Origin of the sequence: Poseidonibacter lekithochrous, from assembly GCF_013283835.1 — a bacterium.
Lineage (GTDB): Bacteria > Campylobacterota > Campylobacteria > Campylobacterales > Arcobacteraceae > Poseidonibacter > Poseidonibacter lekithochrous.
Genome location: NZ_CP054052.1, coordinates 1,385,951 through 1,410,037, shown reverse-complemented (window position 1 = coordinate 1,410,037; position 24,087 = coordinate 1,385,951). Strand labels below are relative to the sequence as shown.

Annotated in this window: 30 protein-coding genes; 12 read left to right on the top strand and 18 right to left on the bottom strand. The window is 27.3% G+C overall.

Annotated elements, in window-relative coordinates; all coding sequences use genetic code 11:
- Positions 1 to 42: 42 nt before the first annotated feature.
- Complete coding sequence (pdxR, locus tag ALEK_RS06805; protein ID WP_071625909.1) at positions 43 to 1,422, top strand: MocR-like pyridoxine biosynthesis transcription factor PdxR; 1,380 nt, start codon at positions 43 to 45, stop codon at positions 1,420 to 1,422.
- Between the two features lie 23 nt (positions 1,423 to 1,445).
- Here pdxR and ALEK_RS06800 read toward each other — a convergent pair whose 3' ends face one another.
- The 5 genes from ALEK_RS06800 to ALEK_RS06780 form a co-directional block, all read right to left on the bottom strand.
- On the bottom strand, positions 1,446 to 1,784 hold the full coding sequence (locus ALEK_RS06800) for a hypothetical protein (RefSeq protein WP_071625910.1): 339 nt from the start codon (positions 1,782 to 1,784) through the stop codon (positions 1,446 to 1,448).
- Positions 1,785 to 1,924: 140 nt separating this feature from the next.
- The gene (locus ALEK_RS06795; protein ID WP_164072423.1) at positions 1,925 to 2,068 is read right to left on the bottom strand and encodes a hypothetical protein; all 144 of its coding nucleotides are present in this window, start codon (positions 2,066 to 2,068) and stop codon (positions 1,925 to 1,927) included.
- Between the two features lie 233 nt (positions 2,069 to 2,301).
- Entirely contained in the window at positions 2,302 to 2,547 is a 246-nt protein-coding gene (locus ALEK_RS06790; RefSeq protein ID WP_071625911.1) for a hypothetical protein, read from the bottom strand.
- A 78-nt stretch (positions 2,548 to 2,625) separates the two neighbouring features.
- Entirely contained in the window at positions 2,626 to 3,873 is a 1,248-nt protein-coding gene (locus ALEK_RS06785) for a leucine-rich repeat-containing protein kinase family protein (protein ID WP_071625912.1), read from the bottom strand.
- Between the two features lie 120 nt (positions 3,874 to 3,993).
- Positions 3,994 to 4,221, bottom strand: coding sequence for a hypothetical protein (locus ALEK_RS06780; RefSeq protein ID WP_071625913.1), 228 nt, complete (start codon positions 4,219 to 4,221; stop codon positions 3,994 to 3,996).
- Positions 4,222 to 4,656: 435 nt separating this feature from the next.
- Here ALEK_RS06780 and ALEK_RS06775 point away from each other — a divergent pair, with 435 nt between their 5' ends.
- A complete protein-coding gene (locus ALEK_RS06775) occupies positions 4,657 to 5,235 on the top strand; it encodes a hypothetical protein (RefSeq protein ID WP_071625914.1) in 579 nt (192 codons plus the stop codon).
- A gap of 28 nt (positions 5,236 to 5,263) precedes the next feature.
- On the opposite strand, the gene ALEK_RS06770 is transcribed toward ALEK_RS06775, so the two are convergent.
- Positions 5,264 to 5,656: a rhodanese-like domain-containing protein gene (locus ALEK_RS06770; protein WP_071625915.1), complete on the bottom strand. Its 393-nt coding sequence runs from the start codon at positions 5,654 to 5,656 to the stop codon at positions 5,264 to 5,266.
- A gap of 95 nt (positions 5,657 to 5,751) precedes the next feature.
- Here ALEK_RS06770 and ALEK_RS06765 point away from each other — a divergent pair, with 95 nt between their 5' ends.
- Positions 5,752 to 6,966, top strand: a complete 1,215-nt coding sequence (locus tag ALEK_RS06765; protein WP_197950362.1) for a class I SAM-dependent methyltransferase — start codon at positions 5,752 to 5,754, stop codon at positions 6,964 to 6,966.
- A 31-nt stretch (positions 6,967 to 6,997) separates the two neighbouring features.
- Here the strand turns inward: ALEK_RS06765 and ALEK_RS06760 are convergent, their stop codons facing one another.
- The 6 genes from ALEK_RS06760 to ALEK_RS06735 form a co-directional block, all read right to left on the bottom strand.
- Positions 6,998 to 7,345: a rhodanese-like domain-containing protein gene (locus tag ALEK_RS06760; RefSeq protein WP_197950359.1), complete on the bottom strand. Its 348-nt coding sequence runs from the start codon at positions 7,343 to 7,345 to the stop codon at positions 6,998 to 7,000.
- A 14-nt stretch (positions 7,346 to 7,359) separates the two neighbouring features.
- Positions 7,360 to 7,920 (bottom strand): SMI1/KNR4 family protein, encoded by a 561-nt coding sequence (locus ALEK_RS06755; protein ID WP_071625916.1) that lies wholly within the window; start codon positions 7,918 to 7,920, stop codon positions 7,360 to 7,362.
- A 51-nt stretch (positions 7,921 to 7,971) separates the two neighbouring features.
- The gene (locus ALEK_RS06750; RefSeq protein WP_071625917.1) at positions 7,972 to 8,160 is read right to left on the bottom strand and encodes an Rdx family protein; all 189 of its coding nucleotides are present in this window, start codon (positions 8,158 to 8,160) and stop codon (positions 7,972 to 7,974) included.
- 128 nt (positions 8,161 to 8,288) lie between these two features.
- A complete protein-coding gene (locus tag ALEK_RS06745) occupies positions 8,289 to 8,705 on the bottom strand; it encodes an ester cyclase (protein ID WP_071625918.1) in 417 nt (138 codons plus the stop codon).
- 40 nt (positions 8,706 to 8,745) lie between these two features.
- Positions 8,746 to 9,777: a thioredoxin family protein gene (locus ALEK_RS06740; protein WP_071625919.1), complete on the bottom strand. Its 1,032-nt coding sequence runs from the start codon at positions 9,775 to 9,777 to the stop codon at positions 8,746 to 8,748.
- Positions 9,778 to 9,899: 122 nt separating this feature from the next.
- Positions 9,900 to 11,525, bottom strand: a complete 1,626-nt coding sequence (locus ALEK_RS06735; protein WP_071625920.1) for a diguanylate cyclase domain-containing protein — start codon at positions 11,523 to 11,525, stop codon at positions 9,900 to 9,902.
- A gap of 281 nt (positions 11,526 to 11,806) precedes the next feature.
- On the opposite strand from ALEK_RS06735, the gene ALEK_RS06730 reads away from it, so the two are divergent.
- Positions 11,807 to 12,607, top strand: coding sequence for a PDDEXK family nuclease (locus ALEK_RS06730; RefSeq protein WP_071625921.1), 801 nt, complete (start codon positions 11,807 to 11,809; stop codon positions 12,605 to 12,607).
- A gap of 9 nt (positions 12,608 to 12,616) precedes the next feature.
- Here ALEK_RS06730 and ALEK_RS06725 read toward each other — a convergent pair whose 3' ends face one another.
- Positions 12,617 to 13,216, bottom strand: coding sequence for a pseudouridine synthase (locus ALEK_RS06725; RefSeq protein ID WP_071625922.1), 600 nt, complete (start codon positions 13,214 to 13,216; stop codon positions 12,617 to 12,619).
- A gap of 136 nt (positions 13,217 to 13,352) precedes the next feature.
- On the opposite strand from ALEK_RS06725, the gene ALEK_RS06720 reads away from it, so the two are divergent.
- Positions 13,353 to 15,266 (top strand): sensor histidine kinase, encoded by a 1,914-nt coding sequence (locus ALEK_RS06720; protein ID WP_071625923.1) that lies wholly within the window; start codon positions 13,353 to 13,355, stop codon positions 15,264 to 15,266.
- Between the two features lie 56 nt (positions 15,267 to 15,322).
- Here the strand turns inward: ALEK_RS06720 and maoP are convergent, their stop codons facing one another.
- Both maoP and ALEK_RS06710 read right to left on the bottom strand, forming a co-directional pair.
- The gene (maoP, locus tag ALEK_RS06715; protein ID WP_197950356.1) at positions 15,323 to 16,777 is read right to left on the bottom strand and encodes a DUF413 domain-containing protein; all 1,455 of its coding nucleotides are present in this window, start codon (positions 16,775 to 16,777) and stop codon (positions 15,323 to 15,325) included.
- A gap of 198 nt (positions 16,778 to 16,975) precedes the next feature.
- Positions 16,976 to 17,644, bottom strand: coding sequence for a hypothetical protein (locus ALEK_RS06710; RefSeq protein WP_071625925.1), 669 nt, complete (start codon positions 17,642 to 17,644; stop codon positions 16,976 to 16,978).
- Positions 17,645 to 17,911: 267 nt separating this feature from the next.
- Here ALEK_RS06710 and ALEK_RS06705 point away from each other — a divergent pair, with 267 nt between their 5' ends.
- The 7 genes from ALEK_RS06705 (at position 17,912) to ALEK_RS06675 (ending at position 21,493) form a co-directional block, all read left to right on the top strand.
- On the top strand, positions 17,912 to 18,163 hold the full coding sequence (locus ALEK_RS06705; RefSeq protein WP_071625926.1) for a type II toxin-antitoxin system Phd/YefM family antitoxin: 252 nt from the start codon (positions 17,912 to 17,914) through the stop codon (positions 18,161 to 18,163).
- Entirely contained in the window at positions 18,153 to 18,440 is a 288-nt protein-coding gene (locus ALEK_RS06700) for a type II toxin-antitoxin system RelE family toxin (protein ID WP_071625927.1), read from the top strand. The genes ALEK_RS06705 and ALEK_RS06700 overlap by 11 nt, the downstream gene beginning before the upstream one ends.
- 241 nt (positions 18,441 to 18,681) lie before the next feature.
- Positions 18,682 to 19,092, top strand: coding sequence for a TIR domain-containing protein (locus ALEK_RS06695; RefSeq protein WP_071625928.1), 411 nt, complete (start codon positions 18,682 to 18,684; stop codon positions 19,090 to 19,092).
- Positions 19,092 to 19,973: a DUF4231 domain-containing protein gene (locus ALEK_RS06690; RefSeq protein WP_071625929.1), complete on the top strand. Its 882-nt coding sequence runs from the start codon at positions 19,092 to 19,094 to the stop codon at positions 19,971 to 19,973. Before ALEK_RS06695 ends, ALEK_RS06690 begins: the two co-directional genes overlap by 1 nt.
- A gap of 25 nt (positions 19,974 to 19,998) precedes the next feature.
- The gene (locus ALEK_RS06685) at positions 19,999 to 20,883 is read left to right on the top strand and encodes a hypothetical protein (RefSeq protein WP_071625930.1); all 885 of its coding nucleotides are present in this window, start codon (positions 19,999 to 20,001) and stop codon (positions 20,881 to 20,883) included.
- A 95-nt stretch (positions 20,884 to 20,978) separates the two neighbouring features.
- A complete protein-coding gene (locus ALEK_RS06680) occupies positions 20,979 to 21,227 on the top strand; it encodes a type II toxin-antitoxin system RelB/DinJ family antitoxin (RefSeq protein ID WP_071625931.1) in 249 nt (82 codons plus the stop codon).
- Complete coding sequence (locus tag ALEK_RS06675; protein WP_071625932.1) at positions 21,227 to 21,493, top strand: type II toxin-antitoxin system YafQ family toxin; 267 nt, start codon at positions 21,227 to 21,229, stop codon at positions 21,491 to 21,493. The genes ALEK_RS06680 and ALEK_RS06675 overlap by 1 nt, the downstream gene beginning before the upstream one ends.
- 2 nt (positions 21,494 to 21,495) lie before the next feature.
- Here ALEK_RS06675 and ALEK_RS06670 read toward each other — a convergent pair whose 3' ends face one another.
- The 3 genes from ALEK_RS06670 to ALEK_RS06660 are packed head-to-tail and all read right to left on the bottom strand — an operon-like array spanning position 21,496 to position 24,063.
- Positions 21,496 to 22,521, bottom strand: coding sequence for an energy-coupling factor ABC transporter ATP-binding protein (locus tag ALEK_RS06670; protein ID WP_083574587.1), 1,026 nt, complete (start codon positions 22,519 to 22,521; stop codon positions 21,496 to 21,498).
- Positions 22,518 to 23,213, bottom strand: coding sequence for an ABC transporter permease (locus tag ALEK_RS06665; protein ID WP_071625933.1), 696 nt, complete (start codon positions 23,211 to 23,213; stop codon positions 22,518 to 22,520). Before ALEK_RS06665 ends, ALEK_RS06670 begins: the two co-directional genes overlap by 4 nt.
- 31 nt (positions 23,214 to 23,244) lie before the next feature.
- A complete protein-coding gene (locus tag ALEK_RS06660; RefSeq protein WP_173424123.1) occupies positions 23,245 to 24,063 on the bottom strand; it encodes an ABC transporter substrate-binding protein in 819 nt (272 codons plus the stop codon).
- Between the last annotated feature and the right edge of the window lie 24 nt (positions 24,064 to 24,087).

Below are 24,087 nucleotides of genomic sequence, written 5' to 3'. Positions count from 1 at the left end.
CATCACAAGGGCCAATTTATTAAAATTATTAAGGGACAGTTTATGTATTACCTAGAACAAAATAGTGAAATACCTCTTCACATACAGCTTTTTAAACAAATAAAAGAAGATATATTAACAAACTATAAAATAGATGAAAAATTACCATCTATTAGAAAAGTAGCAAGTATTTATAATCTTAGTAAAAACACCGTAGAATCTGCCTATTCTCAATTAGTAGTAGAAGGATATATAGATAGTATTCCTAAAAGCGGATATGTTGTAATACAAAATAGTCTTAGTGATTTTAGCTCACAATTTCCTTGTGATATATCTAATGATATGAAAGAAGATGAAATACTTTATGATTTTTTTCCTGCTAGATTAGAAAGCTCTAGTTTTCCATTAAAAATATGGAAAAGGCTATTTAATAAAAATATTAATGACTCTTTAGATTTTGGAGCGTACAGAGATAGGCAAGGTGAATATGAACTAAGAGTTCAAATAGCACAATACCTAAACAAATCAAGAGCAGTTAAATGTAATACTGAACAAATTATTATAGGAAATGGATTTATTAGTTCAATTAGTTTATTAGCCCTACTTCTAAATGATGAACACAATAGTATAGCTATTGAAGAACCAGGATATCATGTAATAAGAAAAGTATATGAAAATCATAACTATAAAATAGACAGAATTCAAGTCAATAAAAATGGAATTGACATAGAAGCCTTAGAGAAAACAAAATCAAAACTAGCATATTTAACGCCATCACATCAATATCCAACAGGAGTAGCAATACCCATATCTAATAGATTAAAAATATTAGATTGGGCTAATAAAAACGATGCTTTGATTATTGAAGATGATTATGATACTGAACTTTCATATATTAATAGACCAATACCTTCTCTACAGGGTCTAGATAATAATCAAAGAGTTGTATATATTGGTACATTCTCAAAAGCCCTCTCCCCTTCTCTTAGAGTTTCATATATGGTTTTACCAAATCATTTACTTGAAATTTATAAAGAGAAGTTTTCTTATTATGATTCAGGAGTATCTTTAATGACTCAAAATACATTAGCAAGTTTTATAGAGCAAGGGTATTGGGATAAACATTTACGTAAAATAAGAACTATAAACAAAAAGAAACATAATCTTCTAAAATCTCTTTTAGAATCAAAACTAAAGGACAGTATGAAAATAGTTAATCAAGGTGGAGGTTTAGCAATATTAATACAGCCTACAAAAGAGTTAGATTATAAAAAACTTGAAATATTAGCAATAAAAGAAAAAATAAAATTACACTTTGCAAAACCTAGATGTGGTGATAATTGGCAAGCTCTAATGATGGGATTTGGAGGAATAAAAGAAAAAGACCTAGAAAAAGCAATAGATCTATTTTCTATAATTTGGTATAAATGTATTAAGAAATAAGTTTTAGTTGTTTAAAAATTTATTTATTTTTTCAGAATCTTTATTATAATAATATCACTATTTACCATTTTAGAAATTCCTTTGAATTGTTCTGGTTTAATCTCTGTAAAACCATCATCTTTTTTTAATTCAACAACTACTTCTTCTAAAGAACTAGTAGTTACTTTTTGTTTGTTTAACTCTTCTAATTTTTGAGCAGTTTTCTCAATATTAGAGGAGTTATTATTATTTATGTTTAGATGAGTGTAATTGTTTTCTAAAGAGTGTGAATCTTCTTTTTTATTTACTTTTTCTTGTTTCTTTAAATTTAGAGAACTACTATTATTCATAGTATTCTTTAAATCATGATTTGAAATTTCCATATTGATTCCTTATACATTAAAATAAATTTTTAAACTATATTGGAAAAACATGTGAAAAGTATGTGGTAATGTTAGGATTTATTTTTAGATATATTCTCAAACATTTGGTTTAAATGTTTGAGAAATGAATAAGTTAAATATTAATATTGTTTTCTAATAATTTGTTTTACTTTTTTTATATCTAATCCTGCTTTTGAAGTTGCGTCTGATAAGCTTTCGTTTCTGTCTAAAAGTCTTAAAAGCACTTCAATTTTTTTGCTTGTTTTAATATTTGTAATTGACATAGTAGTCCTTTTTTTGAATTTAAAAATAAAAATGAGTTTGTTTGTTCAAAATGGGTAATATCAATGAAAGGCGAATTAATATAGTACATGTAACAGATGAAACTCGTATTCATCCTAAGTGCGAACAATATAACATAAAATAAAAATAAATGCAAGCTTTTTATAGTATTTTATATTTTTGCTCTTTTTAAGTCTAAATCATAGATAGTAAAAACTATCTATGATAAGCAAAGTTATTTCATAAGTGCTTCTTTACATTTCGTCATTACAATATTTTCATCATTGAAAATATCTTTCATAAAATTATAGTTATCAATACCTATTTTCTTTTTACACATTTCTAGTGTTAATTTTATCTTATCATCATTCATTTTTTTTGTTGAAGTATTCTTTTCCATAACTTCTACTTTTGGTGAAGCTTGCACTGATAAAGTACAAATAAAAGCAGTAAATACAATTGTTAAAATTAATTTTTTCATTGAACCATCCATTTTTTATTTTAAGTATATAGATAATTTGAATTTAAATCATTGAAATATGTCAAGATTTTATATTATTTAAAAATTAATCTCATTAAATAAAGGTCTTGAATTTACATCTTCATTCATACAAGTTTGTGAAACAGTTCGCAAAGTCTCAAAACAAGTATTCTCTTTATCAGAACAAATGTTAAGTAAATCATCAATTAAACATCCAAAAGCACGAACTTCAATTTTTTCATAAGCTTTATTATCATAAAAACTACTTGCCCCAAAGTCACCTAAATAACAGTGATTATCTTCATTTATTAAAATATTGTGAGCATATAAATCTCCATGCATAAGATTTTTTTCATGTAAATGAATTGCAGCTGATTGAATATGTTTTACTACTTCATAAATACTTTTACTTGTCATTGTATGGTTATTAGCAAAAGTATCTCTAGTACAAGTATCAAAGTTTGGTGGGAAACCTAAGTTTTCATAACTTTTAGGAATAAGATCAAGTAAAAGCCCTAGTTTTTCATCCTCATCAATTTTTGCAATAACATTAATAAGATTATTGTGTTTTCCTATTGACATATATGTATTCATTTCATCAACAGCATAACCATCGCTAGTAATTGCCCCTTTAAAAAGTTTAAGAGCTACATCTTTTTTTTGTGTTGAGCAAAAGGCTTTATATATCATACCGGAAGCGCCCTCACCTAATTGCTCTTGAATCTGTAGTTTTTCTAAAGAAGCTTTTTCTAAATCAACTTGTGGTTGAACAGAACAATCATTACCTGAAAATGCCAACCATGAAAGCTTTGGAAGATTAAGAAGCCAAGAAGGAATCTCTTTTAAATTATTAGCTGATAATCTTAATAACTCTAAGTTTTTACAGTTTTGCATACTATTAGGTAAAGTTGTTAAAAGGTTTCCTGCTAATGGAAATTTTTGAAGTTTAGTTAAATCACCAATAGAGTTTGGAAGTGTTTTGATTTTATTATCAGTTAAAATAAGCCATGAAATACTATGAGGTAAAATATCCTCTTTAATAACTTCAATTTGATTACCTTTAAGTCCCAACATATATAAATTTTTACAGTTTTTAAAAGCATTTGGTAGTTCTGTAAAAAGATTGTATGAAAAAAAAGCAATTTTCAGATTAGTAAGTTTTTCTAGATTTGGTATATGTGTAAGCTTATTATTACTTAAATCTAACATTTCCAAACTATCTGCTAGTTCAAATATTTTTTGAGGAAATTCACATAAATCTTCTGAAATAGTAAGTTGTTTGATGCCTTTTAATTCATCATTGTTTAATTGTTCAAGTGTTTGCATTATATTCTTTTTAGCGTATTATAGTAAAAAAAATATTAGTAAGATATATGAGATACAAACAATAGATAGCAAATACGCTACCTATTATTTATAATCATCAATTGTAGGAGTTGATAATTATTATTTGATAGCTTCTTTAGCTAGTTTACTAACTTCTGAATTACTATCTTGAGTTAATACTTTTAATACCTTTAAAGAAGTTTCAGGATCTTTAGCAATTGTCATTCTTACATCTAAAGATGCTTTCTCTGTTAAATAAGCTTCAGTTAGATCATTGAATTTATTACCAGCATTTGCCGCAGATATTATAAGTAAAGATAATACTACTCTTATGAAATTTTGTTTCATATTCTGTCCTTTCATTTAAAGTAGTCGAAGTATATTTAAATACTTTAAAATTCTTCTTGACCCATATCAAAATAATACAAATAGTATTTAATAGATATAATTAATTGATTTTTCTAGATTTAATAATATATAAATAATGAATAAGATTACTGCTATATAGTTATTATAGGGGTATAATTTATTTAATATATAAAATAATAAAGATTTTAAAGATATTTGATTTAATTTATATATTATATTTCTAAATTATTCATAATACTTAAAGCCAAATATCAAATCTTACAAATATTTCAGAAAATTGAATAAGATATAGTTATGATTATTCTTATAGTATTTTAATTTTTTTCATATTAATAAAAGTAATTTTTATCAGTTCAAAACCTATAAAAATAAATTATTTAGTTATATATAATATTTATTTGGAGATAATTCGGAATGGAAATATTAATTTACGATACAGAAAGTACAAATCAAGATATTTATGATATTGTTGCAAAACATCTAAATATCAACTTTATTAAAACAACAACAGAAGAAGACTTCTATTTACATTATAAAAAAGTCTCTAAAGATTCTTTAATCATAATAGACGTTACAAATGAGATTGGAGAAAAACTTTTTCAGCATATTACAAATACAGTTCCAAAACAAAAGATACTAGTTATAAGTAAGACATTAACATATAATCATACATTTACATGTAAACAATGTGCAGATATTTTTGATAGGAAATTACTATTAAAACCAATAAATGTGCATCATTTAATTTTATATATTCAAAATTTCGATAATTTATTGTGTAAATACTCATCTGATTCAAATGAGATTTCAGCAATTATGGATGATATTTTCAAACAATTTATCTCGTATTCTTTTAATAGAGAAACAAAAGAAATTATTCTAAATAAAGGTTCAGCTAATCATATTAAAGAACTTATTAGTATAACTGATCTATTAAAAATTCATAATATTAGATATGAAATGTTAGAAAGAAATATAAAGTTATACTTTTAAGTTTTATAAAATTGTAAAATAGTTTTAATTAACAAGCACAAGATACACCAGTAGATTTTCTAGCATTTTCTCCGTGTGTTTCGTGACCATCTCTAATCCACCAATCAAGTCCTCCAATAAGCTCTTTTACTTGGAATCCAAGTTTAGCCATATTTAAAGCGCCTTTTGTTGAGGCATTACACCCTATTCCATCACAATATGATATATATACTGCGTCTTTATCTAAATCTTTTGTAGTATCTATATTCATTGTTTTATGAGGTATATTAATAGCATTTGGAACTCTTTCATATTTATAGGCATTTGAAGCTCTTGCATCTATAACAATTACATTTTCATTGTTTTTTAATGCAACACTTAAATCCCAAGAATCCATCTCATATTTTAGCTTGTCTTCATAGTGTTTTATTTGTTCATTCATATTTTCTCCTATTAATTACTAGGATTATATAATAATTTTTTTGTTATCCCAAATTTGAATTGTTTGATTAATATATAAAGGAAGTATCTTTAGATATGATACGAAAAATAAATCTAAAAACAGGAGTTTTAAACATTATGCAGAACCTAACTGAATTAATGGAAAAAATAATCAACGAAGAAAGCATAATTTATGCGGTTTTTAGTGGCGTAAAAAATAAATCAGAGAAAACTTTCAATAAAGTAACTATCAAAAAAGTAACTATCAAAGATGAAGTAAAACACCAGTTTGAGTATATCTATGATAAAAATGTAGAACATAAGAACTTAGACAATGATGAGACTTTTGTTGAAATGTATAATCTAACTAAAACATATTTTAAACAAGTACTTATAAACACTGTAGATGCTGATTATCATATACTAATTAGTAAAAAAGGTGAGGCAAATATAAAGAAAAAAGCTGCAAGTAAAAAAGCTGAAATTGCATCACATAATAGAAAGAAAAAATACATTCTAAATGAAGGTGAATTAACACCTTTCTTAATAGAACTTGGAATCATGACTAAACAAGGAAAAATCGTAAATGCTAAATACGATAAGTTCAAACAAATCAATCGTTATTTAGAACTAGTTGCTGATTGTATTCCCTATTTAGATAAAAACAAAACTATTAGAATTATTGATTTTGGATGTGGAAAAGCATATCTTACTTTTGCTTTATATGATTATCTTGTTTTAAAAATGGGATATAACGTAGAGATTGTAGGTCTTGATTTAAAAGAGAATGTTATTGAATTCTGTTCTAACTTAGCTAAGAAACTAAACTTTGATGATTTAAGATTTGAGCAAGGGGATATTAAAGGTTTTGATCAATTTACAGATGTAGATATGGTTATCTCACTTCATGCTTGTAATACTGCAACTGATGAAGCTTTAGCAAAAGCTGTAAACTGGGGAGCAAATGTTATTTTAGCAGTGCCTTGTTGTCAACATGAATTCCTAAAGAAAATCAAAAATGAAAAAATGATTCCTATGATGAAATATGGAATTATCAAAGAAAAACTTGCAACTTTACTAACTGATAGTGTAAGAGCAAATGTATTAGAAATTATGGGTTATAGAACACAAGTATTAGAGTTTATTGATATGGAACATACACCTAAAAATGTAATGATTAGAGCATTCTTTGAAGATAATACAAATATTAAAAAGACAGTAAATCAATATAAAGAGTTCAAAAACGAATGGCAAATTTCTCCATATATTGAAGAAGCATTTGGTGAGAGTCTAACTAGTAAGTTAGATTAATAACTAGTCTTAAAAAAGCTTAGAAAGTTTACTAAAACTTTCTAAGAGCTCTCCATGTTCCTACATTGTGAACATTCTCAAAACCTTGTGCTGTCAAAGTACGTTTTGCTAAACCACTTCTACTTCCACTTGCACAACAAAGAATTATAGGCTTTTTATTATCTAACTCATTCATTCTTTTTTTAAGTGAATGTAATGGGATATTTATACTTCCATCTTTTGAAGATGAGGCAAATTCCTCTTCACTTCTAACATCAACTATTTGTCCACCTTGCGCTAGCAAATCTGGAACAAGTTTTAATACTTGGTATTGACTATATTTTTTGTAAGCTAGAAAAGCTAGTAATGCAATAAATATATATATCATATTTTCGTTCATAAACTATTCCTTTTTTATAATTCATCTTTATGAACTATAGAGTTGTACTCTTTTGAATACACAAGATTACCTGTATTTAATTCTTCTAGATACTCTTCAAACCACTGTGAAAAGCTAGTAGATACTATTTCTCTCTCAGGTGATTCAAACCATAATGTAATAATTTGACCTTTTGTTCCTGAAGAGTTTGGGTTTAAATCAATACAATAGTGATCGCCACAACCATCACTTGTAAATGGTATCCAATTTATATTCCACCAGTCACTTCTAACTCCATCATCAGGCATTGAGACTTTATCTTGAAGTTTTGTTACTTGTAGTTTTTTCCAAGTATTAAACTCTTCAATAATACGATGAGTTGATAAAAACTCTTGTGAGTCAAAAAGCCAAGCTTTTTCGCCTTTTTGACCATTATGTATTTTTAGTACACTTATAAAATCTTCTGGTAATTCAACCCCAAGAGTAGATGTAAGTTCTTTTATTTCATCATCACTTGCAGGAGGATTCAAATCTAATAAACCATCACTATAATTGTGAGTAAGCCACTGTTTGAACTTGTCAAATTCTTTATTCATTTAAATCCTTTAAATATTATGGGTATTCTAATGAAATTTGACTTATATTTTTTATAACTTATCTATTCTTTCAATAATTTCCCCATCATTTGGAAATCTATGTTCTACATCTAACTTATCAAAAATAACAGTATCATCAATAATCACTTTGAAAATACCACCTGAGCCTTCATTTAATTTTATGTTTATATCTGAAAAATTACCTTTTAATTCCTCTTCTAACCTAGAAGCTTCTGGCAAATAGTTTCAAACTCCACAATAGAATATTTCTACATTCATTTGGAATCCTTTTTGTAATAATTAATTATTATACAATTTTGTATTAAAAGAAGCAAAACATATATGTGATTAAAAAACTTGAGCAGGCACTAAGCCCATCCAAGCTGTTGAAGACTTATGGAATCATTCCATATTTTTGTCATATGTTTTATACGTTTACCCTCAAATTCTATATGATAAACATAATCAGCACTAATACTATTACCAGTTGGTGGCACAGGACCTCCCTCACCAGTTTGAGTACCATGAAAAACTGCAAAAGCTAGTACTGATTTTTGTTCTTCATCAGCAGCAAAAAACTTCACTTCATGATTACCATCTGGAATAGGAGTAAATAAACCTTTCATCCATTCAGTATATTCTTCAAGAGTAGATATTTCCGCTAATACAATAGTTTGTGATGAGAATGTAGCATCAGGAAGACAGTATGAACTACATTCATCCCAGCCTTTTCCTTCTTCACATGCCTCAAAAAACTGTTTTGCTATTTTTTGAATTGTGTTCATTTTCTTTTCTCCTTTATTAATAAAGTTTACTTATTATTGACTAATCCCAAATATTAACATCTATTCCTTTTTCTCTAATATCATCTGCTCTTTTAGTAAGATATCGCTGGAACTCTTTTTCATCCTTGTAAGCATTGCTTACGGCATAATCCACAATACTTTGGAAATGAAAGTTTTTGAAATTTGATTCGATTCGGATAATCTCTTGCGCTTTTTCATCAAAAAAGATAACAGTAGGAATATGAGTGATATTCAGCTCACTAGTCCAATCTTTTATCTTTGTGATTAGTTTAGATGGTGTTACTATTGATTTTGGTGAATTTATATCTACTTGATATACATCCATCTTTTTTAGTAAGGCTCTTGTTCTTTCATCTTTTAGTAGTTTATTATGTAGGGTTTTACACTCATTACAATTTGTTGATTCAAAAAATATTGCCATTTTTTTAGAATCACTTTCTCTTACAAAACTTCTAGTCTTTGTAAATAAATCTGGTTCATCTATCAAAGTCATATTTTGTTTTTCATTCTTTTTAACTCTTATATACTCTTTGTAAGATAAACTATTTTCTTTTTTATCCTTGATATAATCTAAGGCTAAATTGAAATCTTTTATATTTATATAACCATTCAGCCTTAAGAGTTGTTTTCCCTCTTCATCAAAAAATATCAAAGTAGGAGTAAACTGAACTTTATATTTTATAGCAAACTCTTTTTCAGTATATTCTTCCCCATCAATATCTATAATTTCTCTATCTCCAAACATATTAAATTCAACTATGCCGAAGTTTTTCAAGATTTTATTTTTTGTAGTTTTATCACTTAGATTTTCTGTGATGAACTTATAACAATAGGGGCAATTATCTTGATGTATATAAAGTATAAGTCTTTTGTTATTAGATGCTAAGTCTTCAATATCTTCGCCCAAATCTAAAAAACTATTTAGAAACCATGAAGGCATATGGGTGTTTTTTGCGCCAAAGAATTCACCAACTTTTTTATCTTCTGCCTGTAAAGTATTGATGATTAAAAGAAAAGAACAAATGATTAGTATTAGGTTTTTTAATCTCATAATAAACTCCTTTTAGAAGCTTATTAATCCTAACATAATACCTTTAAAAATAAAATAATGTTTAAAGATTAACTTATATATCTTAAGTAATGATTTCCTTAATATATATAATATCAATATCATTAACCTTTATCAATTACATACTTTCCTTTTCCAGATTCTTTAGCTTTATACATTGCTAAATCTGCTTTTTTTCTAAGCTTATCAAGTGAACTTTGACCATTACCTATTGATATACCAATTGATACGCCAAGGTTTGCATTATTCTCTTTAATTTTTATTTGTTCATTTAAGATATCAATACATTTATTAGCAACTGTAGCGGCCACTTTTTGGGCATTTGTCAGATTATTTTTTATACTACCCACTACTATAACAAACTCATCACCACCAATTCTTGCTAGTGTATCACTTTCTCTTATACAAGTTTTAAATCTCTTCGTAACCTCTATTAATGCCATATCTCCAGCATCATGACCCAAGGAATCATTGATAAGTTTAAAGCCATCTAAATCAAGGTAAAGCAATGCAAAATAAGTACTATTACGGTCTGCCCTTAAAAATTCAAGGTTCAGTCTATCTTCTAACAAAAGACGATTGGGAAGTCCTGTTAGATTATCATGATGTGCTTGTTCTTTTAATACCTCTTGATTGGACTTTAGCATTATTATCAATTGATTAAAAGCTGCCATTAAATGTCCTACCTCATCCATCCTTTTTATAGGAAGCCTATCTAAAGGAATCTCATCAAGTAACATTCTCTCTGTTTGTTTAACTGCAAAAAATAGTTGTCTAAATATATCTATAAAGGCTATTATTATAATCAACAAGATAAAAGGAATTGAAATAAATGTAACACGAATTAACATATTCTCCCAATTATCTAACACTTTAAATGCTTCTTTAACAGGTATTCTACTTACTATAAACCAGTCTTTAATATTTGGAACAGTTTGAAATGCAATCATTTCATAAATTCCTTGAGCATTTTTTGTTATACCACTGCCATTAATACCTTTCATCGCTTCATCATGAAGTTTGTTTACCCCAATTTTTGCTGTTTTTTTTAGTATTAATATTTCTTTACTAGCTGCAATAAACATCTCTTCACTTCTAGAAATTAATAAGTAACCTCCTGTTTCTCCAATCTTCCCTTGATTTATCATATCTAAGAATTTAGGAGCCAATAAAGCACTTTCACCTACTATTATTGCCACGGTGTCCCCTGATTTGTTCTTAATAGCTATTGATATTGGAATAACAACTTCATCTGAAAGTATCCCTTTTGTGGGTTTACCAACAAATATATTTTTAGAAAATGCACCTTTAAAATAATCCTTATTAGAAAAATTAGATTTAGATAAATTTGTATTAAAGTCTGAATAACTAGGAACTATAAAACCTTTAGGTGAGATAAAATATATTCCATTAGAAAAGATAGGATAGATATCTTGCCGTTCTTGTATCCATGCTGATAACTCTTTAGGTTTGTTCAATAATTCAATTGGAATGGAAGAAGCTATTTTATTTAAAAACTCTTTTCTTTGAGTGATTTTATAACTTACATTTAATGCCATACTCGAAGCAAGAGCTATTTGTTGAGTTTGTACAATCTTTTCAAATTCACCTCTAAGCTGTACATTTACTACATAATATCTAATAGATGTCACTATCACTACTATTATAATTGCTAAAAATAAAAAGCGTGTCACCATACTAGAAAGCATTTTTGATAAAAATAAGTTCATTTTAAATCCTAAAAAAATTTAATATATATTTTAATTATATATTTAAAACCTTAAAAAAAACTCTAAAATTATATTATCTTTTGATTTTCATCGTTTCTAAGTTTAAAAATTAATAAAGCATTCCCAAATTAGACTTATTTATATCATTGGGAGAAATTATATTTGTTTTCTTAATAATTAAGTAAAGTATCCTAGAATTTTTAGGTATAAAAATTAAAGAAAAAGTGAGAATAATAAGACTTATAAGCTATAATTCCCCCATTAATTTTAAAGGCAAGACAATGGCATTACAAAAGTGGGAAATATTCCAAGAAGAAGCAACAGATTTTTTAAATAATTATTTTAATGCTAACTTTAAAATGGATGGTGGTTATCACGTAACAACATCTTATATAACAGTGAGAGAATCAATCAGAACTCTTACAAATATTGAAGCAAAGTTTGATTCAACAGACGCAGGACAGATTGTATTATCACCAGAGGGTAATAAATTTTATTTTTGTGAGCAAAGTAAAAATGATGAGAACAAATATACTAATGAAATTATAAAATATTTAAACTCTAATTATTCATTATTCAAAGGCTCAAATACTGCAAATATTCACGTTGATATTGATAAGAATATACTATTCAATTGGGTTAAAACAATCTATAATGAAAAAAATGTAGAATGGATTATATCTTCAAAAAAGTTCAATAAATTGACTTTAAAAGATTTACTTTTTATTCCAGTAGATGAGATAGAAAAGTATTTTGATATTAGCCTAGTATTTAGAAGAAAAAAATCTGGGAATACTCAAATACCAGGTAAAGATATAGCAGATTTTAAAGAGCAGTTAGACCTAATAAATAAAAACTATACAATAAAGAAAACAAATAATAAATATCTATTGACTATGAAATCAAGACTATCTGATTTTAACATTGGTAGTAAATATCTAGTGAGTATGACAAATGTGGATTGTCAGTACTATATAAAGAAAAAAGATATAAATACAAATCCTAATATTATGTTTCAACTAAACTTGAAAGATAATATAGAATTTAAAGGTGATAGATTCAAAAAAGATTATGATTTATAATACTTAATCTTAGTCATTAAGTACATCATCAAAATTAGGCAGTTCGATAACATCACCGGGATTCATATTATCAATATGAATATCACCAATACGAACTCTTACTAATCTCAGTGTTGGGAAACCTACAGAAGCTGTCATTTTTCTAATCTGACGTTTTTTCCCTTCACAAATAGTGATAGATATCCAACTAGTAGGACCATGTCTTGGGTCTCGTATATTACGACCTCTAGATGGAAGATTGGGTTCAGATTCAAGAGCAAATGCTTTGCAAGGAAGGGTTTGATATTTATTCCCACTTACAGTAATCTCTACACCATTTTGAAGTAGTGATACTGCCTCTTGTGTAATCTCTCCATCTACTTGAACATAATATTCTTTTTCGATACCCTTATCTCTTACTTTATGGCTCATCATACCATCAGTTGTAAGTAATAATAATCCTTCAGAATCATGGTCTAATCGCCCTATTGCCATTGTTTTATCTGGGAAATCAGATAGTTCACTTAATAGCTTTTTTTTCTTCATTTTCTCAGGTACAAACTGACTTAAAAAACCATGTGGTTTAAATATTTTGTAGTGATGGTGGTTTGGTAGTGCTTCTGTTTGCATTTTGTTCCTAATAATGATGTTTAACTTAAATCGAATTTTATCATAAAACTCTTCATTATTTCGTATACTTAGATTTCTCATATCATTATTATATTTAGCTATTATACTAGTACAAAATCTAAAACATTGGTAGATAATGATATTTCAAAATGAAAAACAATTATTACAAATAATAAAGTATACTCCAAGTATTTTTGTACTCACTATTTCTATCATAATTTTAACTATTCAGTTTGTAGAAAATAATAGAACTTTTGAAATTGAAAAAGAAAAAATCAGAACTGAATTTAATATCCGAAATAAAAACAGAATAAAACAAGAAACAAATGAAATATACAATTTCATAAAAAAAGAACAACAATCTACAAAAAAAGAACTAAAAGAATCCCTAACAAGTGCAGTTGATAATGCCTATGCAATTGCAAATACCATATATCAAAATAACTTAGATAAAGACCCAGTTTTCATAAAAAAATTAATTGTTGATGCTCTTAGAAATATTAGATTTAACAAAAATAGAGGTTATTTTTTTATCTATGAAAATACTGGTGAAAATATTTTACTTCCACATAATCCAGAGCGTGAAGGTGAAAACTTTTGGAATCACCAAGATTCAAAAGGTGCTTATGTTATTCAAGATATGGTAAATCTTTTGAAGAATACTGAGGAGTCATTTTATCAATGGTATTGGTTTAACCCAACTAAACCTGATAAACAAAAAACAAAGATTGGTCTTGTTCGTAACTTCAAACCTTTTAACTGGTTTATAGGTACTGGTGAATATATAGAAGAATATGAAGTTGAGACAAAAGAAAAAATATTAGATTACATAGATAATATAAACTCAAACAGAAATGATTATATCTTTATCATAGATTTTGATTTAATTTACATAAGCCATATTAGAAAAGACTATATAGGAAAGAATGCAATTAAAATCAATGATACAGTAGAAACAAAAAAGGTAATCAATAATCTTCTAAAAATAGCAAAAAAAGGCGAAGGCTATTACACCTACATTCAAAATAAAAAACCAGGAAATGACCTACCAACTAAAAAAGTGAGTTATATAAAAGGATTAGATAGCTGGTCATGGATGATTGGCACAGGTTTTTATGAAGACGATATGAATACAGCAATTATTCAAAAAAGAAAAGAATTAGATAAAAAATTTGAACTCTATGTTTATAAGAGCTTAGAAGTTACTGGATTAATTACAATAGTACTATTAATACTATCAATTTATTTTTCTAGAATATTACAAAAAAAGTTTATAAGATACAAAAGTGAGATTAAAGCACATATTGATAAAAATACAAAACAACAAAATATAATGGCACAAAAAACTAAGATGGCAGCAATGGGAGAAATGATAGGAAACATCGCACATCAATGGAGACAACCATTATCTACAATTACAGCAACTGCAACGGGACTAAAAATTCAAAAAGAGATGAATGTCTTAAACGATGATTTTTTAATTGAGGGACTAAGTGGAATCAATAATACTGCACAATACCTATCAAAAACAATTGATGATTTTAGAAACTTTTTTAAGACAAATAAAAAAGAAACAGATTTTACTATAGAAGATGTTATAAATAAATCATTATCATTATGCCGTTCAGAACTATATAATCTAGATATTAAAATAATTAAAAATATTGGTGATATTACAATAACTAATTATGAAAATGAATTTATACAAGTACTTATCAACATAATAAGAAATGCAAAAGATGAACTAACAAAAAAAGATCAAAATAGTAAAAAACTAATTTTTATAGAAGTAAAAGAAGATAATAAATACGTAAAAATTATGATTAAAGATAATGCAGGAGGAATTCCTAAATCTCTGAAAAATCGTATCTTTGAACCATATTTTACAACAAAACATCAAAGTCAAGGTACAGGTGTTGGTCTTTATATGTGTAAAGAGATTATAGAGAAGAATATGGGTGGTTTTCTAGAAGTAGAGAATTGTGAATATAAATACATATACGAAAGTTATATTGGTGCATGTTTTGAAATAAGATTGCCTATTAATTAGCAACTATACTCTATGAATAATTGCTAGTTTAATTTTATAATGTCATTGTAGAATCTTTACTTATCATTTAAAACAGTTTCAATGACTTTAGAATACTCTTTCATAAACTGAATGAACTCTTTTTCAACATCGTTAGTTGGTGTTTTCTTCCCTTGTAAAACTTGGATAAATTGTTTTTGTTGTGGACTTATAGGTTCAATCATACCATTAACTAATAACATGATGTACCTTCCTGCATAGTTAATTAAATATTTTGTATGAGGACTATACTTATCATCTAACTTTACATTAAAACCACCATTCTCAAGTATTTTCATATGTGATTTTGGAAATTTACTTTGCACTCCAGCCATATTTTTTAATAAAAGATCAATCATATTTTTGTTTTCTAGTATATCATTATGACTACTATTAAATCCAAATTGATTTTGAGATTGCATTTGAGCCTCTGAATGTAACTGACTAGATAAAGGTACCACCCCATCATTGTTTGATTTAACTTTCAATATACTGGGATTTTTATAAGCATAAAAAAGTTGATGATTTACAAACTTTGGCAATTGCTTCTTATATAACTCTTTTATAAATTGATTATTTGGATTTAAATCTTTCCATGATGGAAGTACAATTAATCCATATTTCTCGCCTGATTCAGCAGCTGGATGACCTCCAAAGGGGCTAGCAATACTTACAAATAATTCAACTTTATTCTCATTAGTATTACCTTCATATTTATTAAATGATTTTCTAACTACTAATCCTCCCATACTATGCGCAACAACTACTAAAGGCATTTTTCCTAAAGAGATAACATCACCAGATAGAAATAAAGTATAAAATAAATCTGATAATTGATCTAAATCCCCACCTGATGGATAATAGAAAAACCATAATTTATAACGATCCTTGTCAATATGTTTTATAATTGGATTAAATTGTCTTGGACTTCCTCCAATTCCATGAACAAAGACTACTGGAATCTTATGTGAAACATCTTCTTGTGTTGCATAGAACATTGTTGGTACAGCTTTCATAAAAGATGCAGGGTCATACATTCCCATTATTGAAATTCTTTCATCAAATATTGGGTCTGTTAAACTACGAATTGTACCTGTTGGATAGTATAAAGATTGTTTGATTTTTACTTTTTTGGGTAGTGGAATAGTTTCAGCCCAAGTTATTAAGAAATTATTTGTTAATTCTATATTTTTATGTTTAACAATTCTTTCTGGAAATTTGTTTGTATTCAAAATCAATTCTTTTTTTCCAACTATTTCAGATTGTTGAAAAATTTGATCTTGGTTGATATCTGCATAGATTAATAAAGTATATGTACCCTCTGGAAGAGTTAAACCATAATATGTTTCTGTTCCTTCAATGAACATTGTATCAACACGCTCATTTTTTCTAAATTTACTAGAATAAGCGGCAATAGCCATAGGTCTATTTGAATATTTTTTTGTTTTATCGATTGTCTTCCCTAAAACAAAAAAAGTTTCTCGATCTATCATATGTTTCAAATTTACTTGGCTTGGATCTGATTTTTGTATCTTTGAATAGTTTGCTTGAATACTAGAGTATTTTATATAACTACATGATGTTAGAATAAGAATTAAGCAGCAGTTTAAAAAAATTACTTTTATCATTTATTTCCTATTTAATTTTCTAGATTTAAAAATATTATATTCATAGAACAAATCCCCGAAACTTTATTTTAAGTAAGTCAAAATCTCTTCACTAATATTAAGAGGTTTTGGCTTAATATCTTTCATTAAATTTTTAAAATTTAACACTACTTCATCTTTATTTTGCAAAGTTATTTTTTGTTTAGATTTGATTAAATAAACAGAAAAATCACTTAGAAATGAATTAATAAAAGACATCCATTCTGCTATTAGCTCTGTAAAAGTTAAAGATTTAATATTTACTTTTTTATCATCTTTATCAGCAATAATAGCTTTATATTCTTCTAATTTATAGTAAGTTCTTAAAAAGCTTGAAGCTCTGTTTTTAAGTTTATTTTTTAAATCTTTATTATTTGAAATATTTGCTAAAAGTAAAAAGTAACCCATGTGATATAGAGGAGTTAAAAATGAAACTTGAGTTTCTGTGTCGATAGAACACGAAGTTGATGACATATTAGTTATATTTTTAATAGAATTATCGCTGAAGTATAATTCTTTCATTTTGTCAAAAAAGGAAATTATATTAAGTGAATCTCCTTTGTGAACTATCTCTGGCATATATCTTGTAGTACAAGATATAAGTACAAACTTTTCTGCAGTTTCCTTCATTACACTCTCTTTAAATTCAGAAGATTTAAATAAAACACTAGTGTTAATTTCTAGATGATTTTTTTTTGAATAAATTGTTTCCATTTTAATAATTCCTTAGTATTTATATTTGCTAATATATTTTTTGATTTTGTATTGTCACGTAAAATTAGGGGACAGTATACCTAATTATTAATTTTTATTTATTTTACTTTCGATAATCTAGCCCAATCAAGGATTGAATTTTATCAGCTAAAGGCGTAGACTAAAATCTTTCTTGAAAAATTGTTTTTTGAGTTTTAATTATATTCTTGACACGATAAAATAAATATCATATAATATACTAAATAAAGTACTAAAAAAGGTTTTAAAATGAATGCTATTTTATCAAACTATTCAGCAAGTATAAGTGAACTAAAAAAATCACCCTCTTCTATAATAGAAGAAGCAGGAGATGAAGCAGTAGCAATACTAAACCATAACAAAGCTAGTGCCTACCTAGTACCAGCACAAACATACGAAAAGTTAATGGAAATAGTAGATGACTATATGCTTGCAAATAAAGTAAAAGAAAGAATTGAAGATACAGATGAACTTGTAGAAGTAAATCTAGATGACTTATAAACTACAATTTCATAAAAAAGCCCTAAAAGAATGGGATAAAATTGATTCCAAAATCAAAGAACAATTCAAAAAGAAACTAAAAGAAAGACTAGAAAATCCAAAAGTTCAAAAAGACAAACTATCAGGTTTTGAAGATGTATATAAAATCAAACTAAGAAATGCAGGATTTAGACTAGCATACCAAGTAAAAGATGAAGAAATATTTGTTATTGTTTTAGCTGTGGGAAAAAGAGAAAACGACAAGATTTATAAGCTTTTAGATAGTAGGTTTGATTAAGTTATAAACTTATCAGTCCCTACAAATACTGCTATATAAAAAAATACTTTTCTATTTTCTATTACTAAAAATGGGAATTCAACCCCTGTGGTGTAATTTTAAGGTGTTATTTCTTATTAGTATCAACTTATATTTAAATATAAGTTAAAGTTATCATATAACCATCAATAAAATAATATTATTTTACATATTAAGTTGATAAGTAATATAATATTATTAATTAAATTTAAAAGGAAATTAAATGCCAAACCTTAAAAATAGAGCAATATTCATTAGTCATGCTTGGGGATATAATGCTCACTATGATAGATTAGTTAATTGGTTTAATGAAGAACCAAACTTCTCATGGAGTAACTATAGTGTTCCTAGTAGTAAAGCCTTACCTGATAAAACATCCGCTGGTTTAAGTCGTGGAATGACGAGACAAATAAACCCAACAAATGTTGTAGTTATTTTAGGTGGAATGTATGCAACTCATAGTGCATGGATTGATTATGAAATAAGAGAAGCTCAAAGACTTGGTAAAACTATCATTGGTGTAAAACCTTGGGGTCAAGAAAGAGTGCCCAAAAGTGTTCGAGATGCATCAATATGTGAACCAGTAGGATGGAATAGAAGCAGTATTATTAATGCAATAAGAACACATTCATAATGGATTTAGAGTTAAACAGTAAGACACTTCCTGGATTACATAAACTTGCAAGTGATGCGTCAAGTAGTTCTCAAAAAAATTATTTTTTAAGCCTTGGAGCATATTTATTTCTAGTAATTATTGCAGTTAGTGTATCTTTTTATTTTCCTAAAGATGCTATGGGAGCGATCATATCTGCTAGTTTCTTTTTTATTACACTTGGTATTTTAATTGCATTAAAATATTTTAAACCTGATGATCAATGGTATAATGGCCGAGCTGTAGCAGAATCTGTTAAAACTAGGTCTTGGAGATGGTGTATGCGTGCCGAACCATATCTTGATAATGTTGATATTCAAATAGTTTCTAAAGAGTTTATGGGTGATTTAAAAAGTATCTTAGACCAAAATAAAAACTTATCTAAAACAATACATGATGATGAAACACCGAATGAACCTATTTCTGAAACTATGAAAAAAATTAGAAAGTTGAGTTTTGAAGATAGGTTAGAGATATACACAAAACAAAGAATTTTAGATCAATCCAAATGGTATAGTAAAAAAGCTAATTATAATAAAAAGAAAGCAAAGTTTTGGTTTATAGTATCAATTTTATTACATGTTCTTGCCATTGGATTTTTATTATTTAGAATTAAAGACCCTGAATTAAGTCTTCCTGTTGATGTAATTGCTACTATGGCAACTGCTGTATTTACATGGATACAAGCAAAAAAACATAATGAACTTGTTTCCTCTTATACTTTAACTGCTCATGAAATTACTATTATAAAAGGTGAATCTTCATATATAAAAGATGAAAAAGAGCTTTCTGATTTTGTATTAAATAGCGAAAATGCATTCTCAAGAGAACATACTCAATGGGTTGCTAGAAAACTTGATTAATATCATCTTGGAATAATATAAGAAATTGACTGAAATATTTAACAATAGAGAACTATCATCAATATTATTATTTACAATGGTAATACTTTATATTTTTTATAAAGCTGATGATAGACAGAGTCTATTTGATTCTATACATACATTAATTCAATCATTTTTCAAAAAAGAGATATTAGTAATAATACTATATCTTTTATTTTATATTTTTATTGAAATTATTATCTTAAGTAATTTCTTTTATTGGAATACTTCATATCTCAAAGATACCATACTATGGATAATTACCGCTTTTATATTAATAATTAAACATCAGGACTTAATAAACAAAGAGCATTTTGTTAAAACAATCTTAATGGATAATTTAAAGTTTTTTGTAGTTTATCAATTTATAGTTAATCTTTATACTTTTAATTTCATTTTTGAATTTATCATGACTACGATAGTCACTTTTTTAATATTAATTCAAATAGTTATGCAATATCAAGAGAAAGATAAAAATACTGAATCTGCAGAAAACTTTATAAGTTTTATATTAGCTTTTTTTGTAATATTAGTTACTTATTTAACAATAGATAGTATCCATGATAATTACCAAAATATTGTATTGATTGATTTAGTTAAAAAGTTCTTTTTACCATTTTTATTAACAGTATTTTATCTACCATTTTACTATATATTGATATTAATATTTAAATATGAAACTATCTTTGTTTTTATAGATAATTTTCAATCAAACTCAAAATTAAATGTATATACAAAACTAAAAATTATTACTATATGTTTCATGAACTATAATAAATTAAAAAAAGTAAACTTACAGATATATTTTCTTTCAAAATCTGAATCAAAAGAAGAAATAAAAACAATGATTAAAGAGATTGTAGATGATGACTTTCATTTTGAAAAGTAAGACAAGGAATAAGTATTTTATATTAGGGAAACTAAAAACACAGTAACTTTACAAAACACAATCTTTGTGTTATAATAAATTAAAAAGGCTTTGTTATGGTAGTAGAAAAATCAAGAACAAATGTTTATTTAGATACAAATTTAAAAGAGCAAGCAAAAGAAATATATAAACACTATGGATTAAGTCTTAGTGAAGCAGTTAATATGTTTTTAGCTCAATCTGTATTTAATAGAGGTTTACCTTTTGAAGTTAAAATTCCAAATGATATGACATTAGAAACTATGAAAGATATAGAAACTGGTGAAAACTATGAAGATATAAGATTAGAGGATTTAAATAAATAATGCTTCTAAAAAGACATAAATATTTTAGAAAAGATGAGATAAAAGTAAAACTTACTGATGAACAATATACTAAGAGAATTAAGTATTTATCATGCATACTACAAGGTAAGGAATTACCAAGTGAATCTAGAGATCATGCCTTACTTGGTGATTATAAAGGTATGAGAGAATTTCATCTAGGTGGGGATATGTTACTAATATATACTGTTATCGATGATGTTTTATATTTACAAAGACTTGGAACTCATAGTCAATTATTTAAATAAATCTAAATCCAACAAACCCCACACGTATCAATATTCACATGAATCTTATCCCCAGGAAGAAGAGTTTGCTTTTGCATCTCTTCTCTTGTTAGCCTAGAGCTGAAGCTCACTCCCCCTACTGAAAACTCTATTAGTAGATGATTTCCTGATGGTTGTTGTCTTATAGATTGTACTTCACCAATTAGTGTATTTTCGTTTTTCATATGTTCGCAGTTTTCTCTACAGATAATAATATCATCACTATTTATCATTACAACAGAATCACGTTTTTTTTCTTCACTATTGGGAATAACCAATCTTTGTCCATCCATGAATACTTTTACAAGATTTCCCTCACTATTTTTCTCCCAAGGTGCGAAAAGTAAGTTTACACTTCCACTCTCAACCAAGTTTCCTTGAAACAGTGCTACCCTTCTATCACAGATGTGATTTAGCCAGTTATGGTCGTGACTTGAGATAAAGATTGTAGTATTGTATTTTTGTTTTGCACAAAGAATTGCTTCTTTGATTAGTTGTGCTGAGTTTGTATCTACACCACTTGTTGGTTCATCTAAGATTAGAACCTTTGGTTTTAGTATTAGTCTTGCAGCAAGAGCTACTCTTTGAGCCTCACCACCAGATAACTGACTCCATTTCCTCTGAGAAAATGAACTATCAAGCCCCACTAAAGCCAAAGCTTCCAACACTTTTGCATCTAAATTATCAGTTTGTTTTCGAAGCTTCAAACCATAAGATACATTTTCATAAACTGTTCGTTTTAAAAGGTAAGGATTTTGAGGTACCATCACTACACTTTGTCTAGTCTCTAAATCCATTTTTTTATTGCACAAACCATTAAAAGAGATTTCTCCAAAGCTAGGTTTATCTACAAAAGAAAGTAATGAAAATAGTGTTGATTTACCACTACCATTTGGACCAAAGAAACCGATGATTTGATTTTCATCTAATCTAAGATTTTCAATATTTAATACTTTTCTTCCATCATAATGTTGTTCTATATTATTTAATTCATATAAACTATTCATCATTGTGTCCATTTCCTTTTCAGTTGTGATAATGCAATATTTACCATCAATGCAACAGCAAATAAAACCAATCCAAGAGCAATACCTGTAACAAACTCACCTTTACCTGTCTCTAAAGCAATTGCAGTTGTTACTGTTCTTGTATGGTATTTGATATTTCCACCAACCATCATTGAAATACCAATTTCAGTAATGATTCGCCCATAAGCAGTCATAGCAGCAGTCATAATCCCAAATCTAGCTTCAATCAAAGTTGCCACTAAAATCTGATGAGGATGAGCCCCTAAACCCTTCAAAGAAGTATATAACCTCTTATCAACAGCTTCTACTTGTGTAGCAGTTAGCGCAATAATAATAGGCAGACCTAATACAATCTGTCCTATGATTATTGCTTGTTGTGAGAATAATAAATCATATTGTCCAAATGGCCCAGCTTGTGATAACATAGTATATGCCACAAGTCCGATTACAACAGTAGGCAATGCCAATAAAGTATCAACTATAGTTCTAACAACCGCTTTACCAAAGAAGTTGTAGTACCCAAGAGCAAAACCCAAAGGAAGACCAATTATTAAGCTTATTAATAATGACCATGATGATACTGTTATTGTTGTACTAATAGCAGAGTAAACACTCTCGTTTCCTGATATTAGTAAGTCTATTGCTTCGTTGAAGCCATCTGTAAAAAGATTCATTCTCTACTCTAACCTTAAATTTTTTTGTTTATTACTTATCTGCATTAGGGATGAATAATGCTTGCCCTAATAATCTAAAATCAGCAATTGTTTTTTGAGTTTCAGATTTAGTTACCCATTGAGTAAATTGTTTTGCTAATTGTGGTTTTACGTTTGAACATTTTTCTTTATTAATAGAAACAACAGAGTATTGATTAAATAATGACTTATCACCCTCAACTACTACTTTCATCATGTTTTTATCACCTTTTTGTGACATATACTTGATCCAAGTACCTCTATCAGTCATTGTATATCCATTTTTTTCAGATGCCATGTTGATAGTTCTTAACATTCCTTGACCAGTTTGAACATACCAAGAAGAAGCAGATTTTGCATCAACTTTTGCATTTTTCCATAAAGATAATTCTTTTTTATTAGTACCAGAGTTATCCCCTCTTGAGAAAAACTTAGCTTGTTTTTCTTTGATTGCATTTAGTGCAGTACTTGGAGCCATTCCATTTACTGATGCTGGGTCTTTTTTTGGTCCTACGATTACAAAATCATTGTACATTACTTGCTTTCTATCTCCACCAAATCCAGTAGCGATAAATTTCTTTTCAGATGCTGGTGCATGAACAAATAAGATATCAACATCACAATTACCACCCATTTTTAAAGCTTTTCCAGTACCAGTTGCTACCCATTTAAGAGCCGTTCCAGTATCTTTTTCAAACTTTGGTGCTAAGTAATCTAATAATCCAGTATTATCTGTACTTGTTGTTGTCGCCATCATTAAAGAATCTTTTGCAGATAAACTTGCTGCTAATACCGCAGATAGTCCTAATGTTACTAATGTTTTTTTAATCATTTTTTGCTTCCTTGTTTTTTTAAT

Bases quoted from the DNA above. Each gene is read 5' to 3' on its own strand.
- pdxR (WP_071625909.1), top strand. From the start codon at position 43: ATGTATTACCTAGAACAAAATAGTGAAATACCTCTTCACATACAGCTT.
- ALEK_RS06800 (WP_071625910.1), bottom strand. From the start codon at position 1,784: ATGGAAATTTCAAATCATGATTTAAAGAATACTATGAATAATAGTAGT.
- ALEK_RS06795 (WP_164072423.1), bottom strand. From the start codon at position 2,068: ATGTCAATTACAAATATTAAAACAAGCAAAAAAATTGAAGTGCTTTTA.
- ALEK_RS06790 (WP_071625911.1), bottom strand. From the start codon at position 2,547: ATGAAAAAATTAATTTTAACAATTGTATTTACTGCTTTTATTTGTACT.
- ALEK_RS06785 (WP_071625912.1), bottom strand. From the start codon at position 3,873: ATGCAAACACTTGAACAATTAAACAATGATGAATTAAAAGGCATCAAA.
- ALEK_RS06780 (WP_071625913.1), bottom strand. From the start codon at position 4,221: ATGAAACAAAATTTCATAAGAGTAGTATTATCTTTACTTATAATATCT.
- ALEK_RS06775 (WP_071625914.1), top strand. From the start codon at position 4,657: ATGGAAATATTAATTTACGATACAGAAAGTACAAATCAAGATATTTAT.
- ALEK_RS06770 (WP_071625915.1), bottom strand. From the start codon at position 5,656: ATGAATGAACAAATAAAACACTATGAAGACAAGCTAAAATATGAGATG.
- ALEK_RS06765 (WP_197950362.1), top strand. From the start codon at position 5,752: ATGATACGAAAAATAAATCTAAAAACAGGAGTTTTAAACATTATGCAG.
- ALEK_RS06760 (WP_197950359.1), bottom strand. From the start codon at position 7,345: ATGAACGAAAATATGATATATATATTTATTGCATTACTAGCTTTTCTA.
- ALEK_RS06755 (WP_071625916.1), bottom strand. From the start codon at position 7,920: ATGAATAAAGAATTTGACAAGTTCAAACAGTGGCTTACTCACAATTAT.
- ALEK_RS06745 (WP_071625918.1), bottom strand. From the start codon at position 8,705: ATGAACACAATTCAAAAAATAGCAAAACAGTTTTTTGAGGCATGTGAA.
- ALEK_RS06740 (WP_071625919.1), bottom strand. From the start codon at position 9,777: ATGAGATTAAAAAACCTAATACTAATCATTTGTTCTTTTCTTTTAATC.
- ALEK_RS06735 (WP_071625920.1), bottom strand. From the start codon at position 11,525: ATGAACTTATTTTTATCAAAAATGCTTTCTAGTATGGTGACACGCTTT.
- ALEK_RS06730 (WP_071625921.1), top strand. From the start codon at position 11,807: ATGGCATTACAAAAGTGGGAAATATTCCAAGAAGAAGCAACAGATTTT.
- ALEK_RS06725 (WP_071625922.1), bottom strand. From the start codon at position 13,216: ATGCAAACAGAAGCACTACCAAACCACCATCACTACAAAATATTTAAA.
- ALEK_RS06720 (WP_071625923.1), top strand. From the start codon at position 13,353: ATGATATTTCAAAATGAAAAACAATTATTACAAATAATAAAGTATACT.
- maoP (WP_197950356.1), bottom strand. From the start codon at position 16,777: ATGATAGATCGAGAAACTTTTTTTGTTTTAGGGAAGACAATCGATAAA.
- ALEK_RS06710 (WP_071625925.1), bottom strand. From the start codon at position 17,644: ATGGAAACAATTTATTCAAAAAAAAATCATCTAGAAATTAACACTAGT.
- ALEK_RS06705 (WP_071625926.1), top strand. From the start codon at position 17,912: ATGAATGCTATTTTATCAAACTATTCAGCAAGTATAAGTGAACTAAAA.
- ALEK_RS06700 (WP_071625927.1), top strand. From the start codon at position 18,153: ATGACTTATAAACTACAATTTCATAAAAAAGCCCTAAAAGAATGGGAT.
- ALEK_RS06695 (WP_071625928.1), top strand. From the start codon at position 18,682: ATGCCAAACCTTAAAAATAGAGCAATATTCATTAGTCATGCTTGGGGA.
- ALEK_RS06690 (WP_071625929.1), top strand. From the start codon at position 19,092: ATGGATTTAGAGTTAAACAGTAAGACACTTCCTGGATTACATAAACTT.
- ALEK_RS06680 (WP_071625931.1), top strand. From the start codon at position 20,979: ATGGTAGTAGAAAAATCAAGAACAAATGTTTATTTAGATACAAATTTA.
- ALEK_RS06675 (WP_071625932.1), top strand. From the start codon at position 21,227: ATGCTTCTAAAAAGACATAAATATTTTAGAAAAGATGAGATAAAAGTA.
- ALEK_RS06670 (WP_083574587.1), bottom strand. From the start codon at position 22,521: ATGATGAATAGTTTATATGAATTAAATAATATAGAACAACATTATGAT.
- ALEK_RS06665 (WP_071625933.1), bottom strand. From the start codon at position 23,213: ATGAATCTTTTTACAGATGGCTTCAACGAAGCAATAGACTTACTAATA.
- ALEK_RS06660 (WP_173424123.1), bottom strand. From the start codon at position 24,063: ATGATTAAAAAAACATTAGTAACATTAGGACTATCTGCGGTATTAGCA.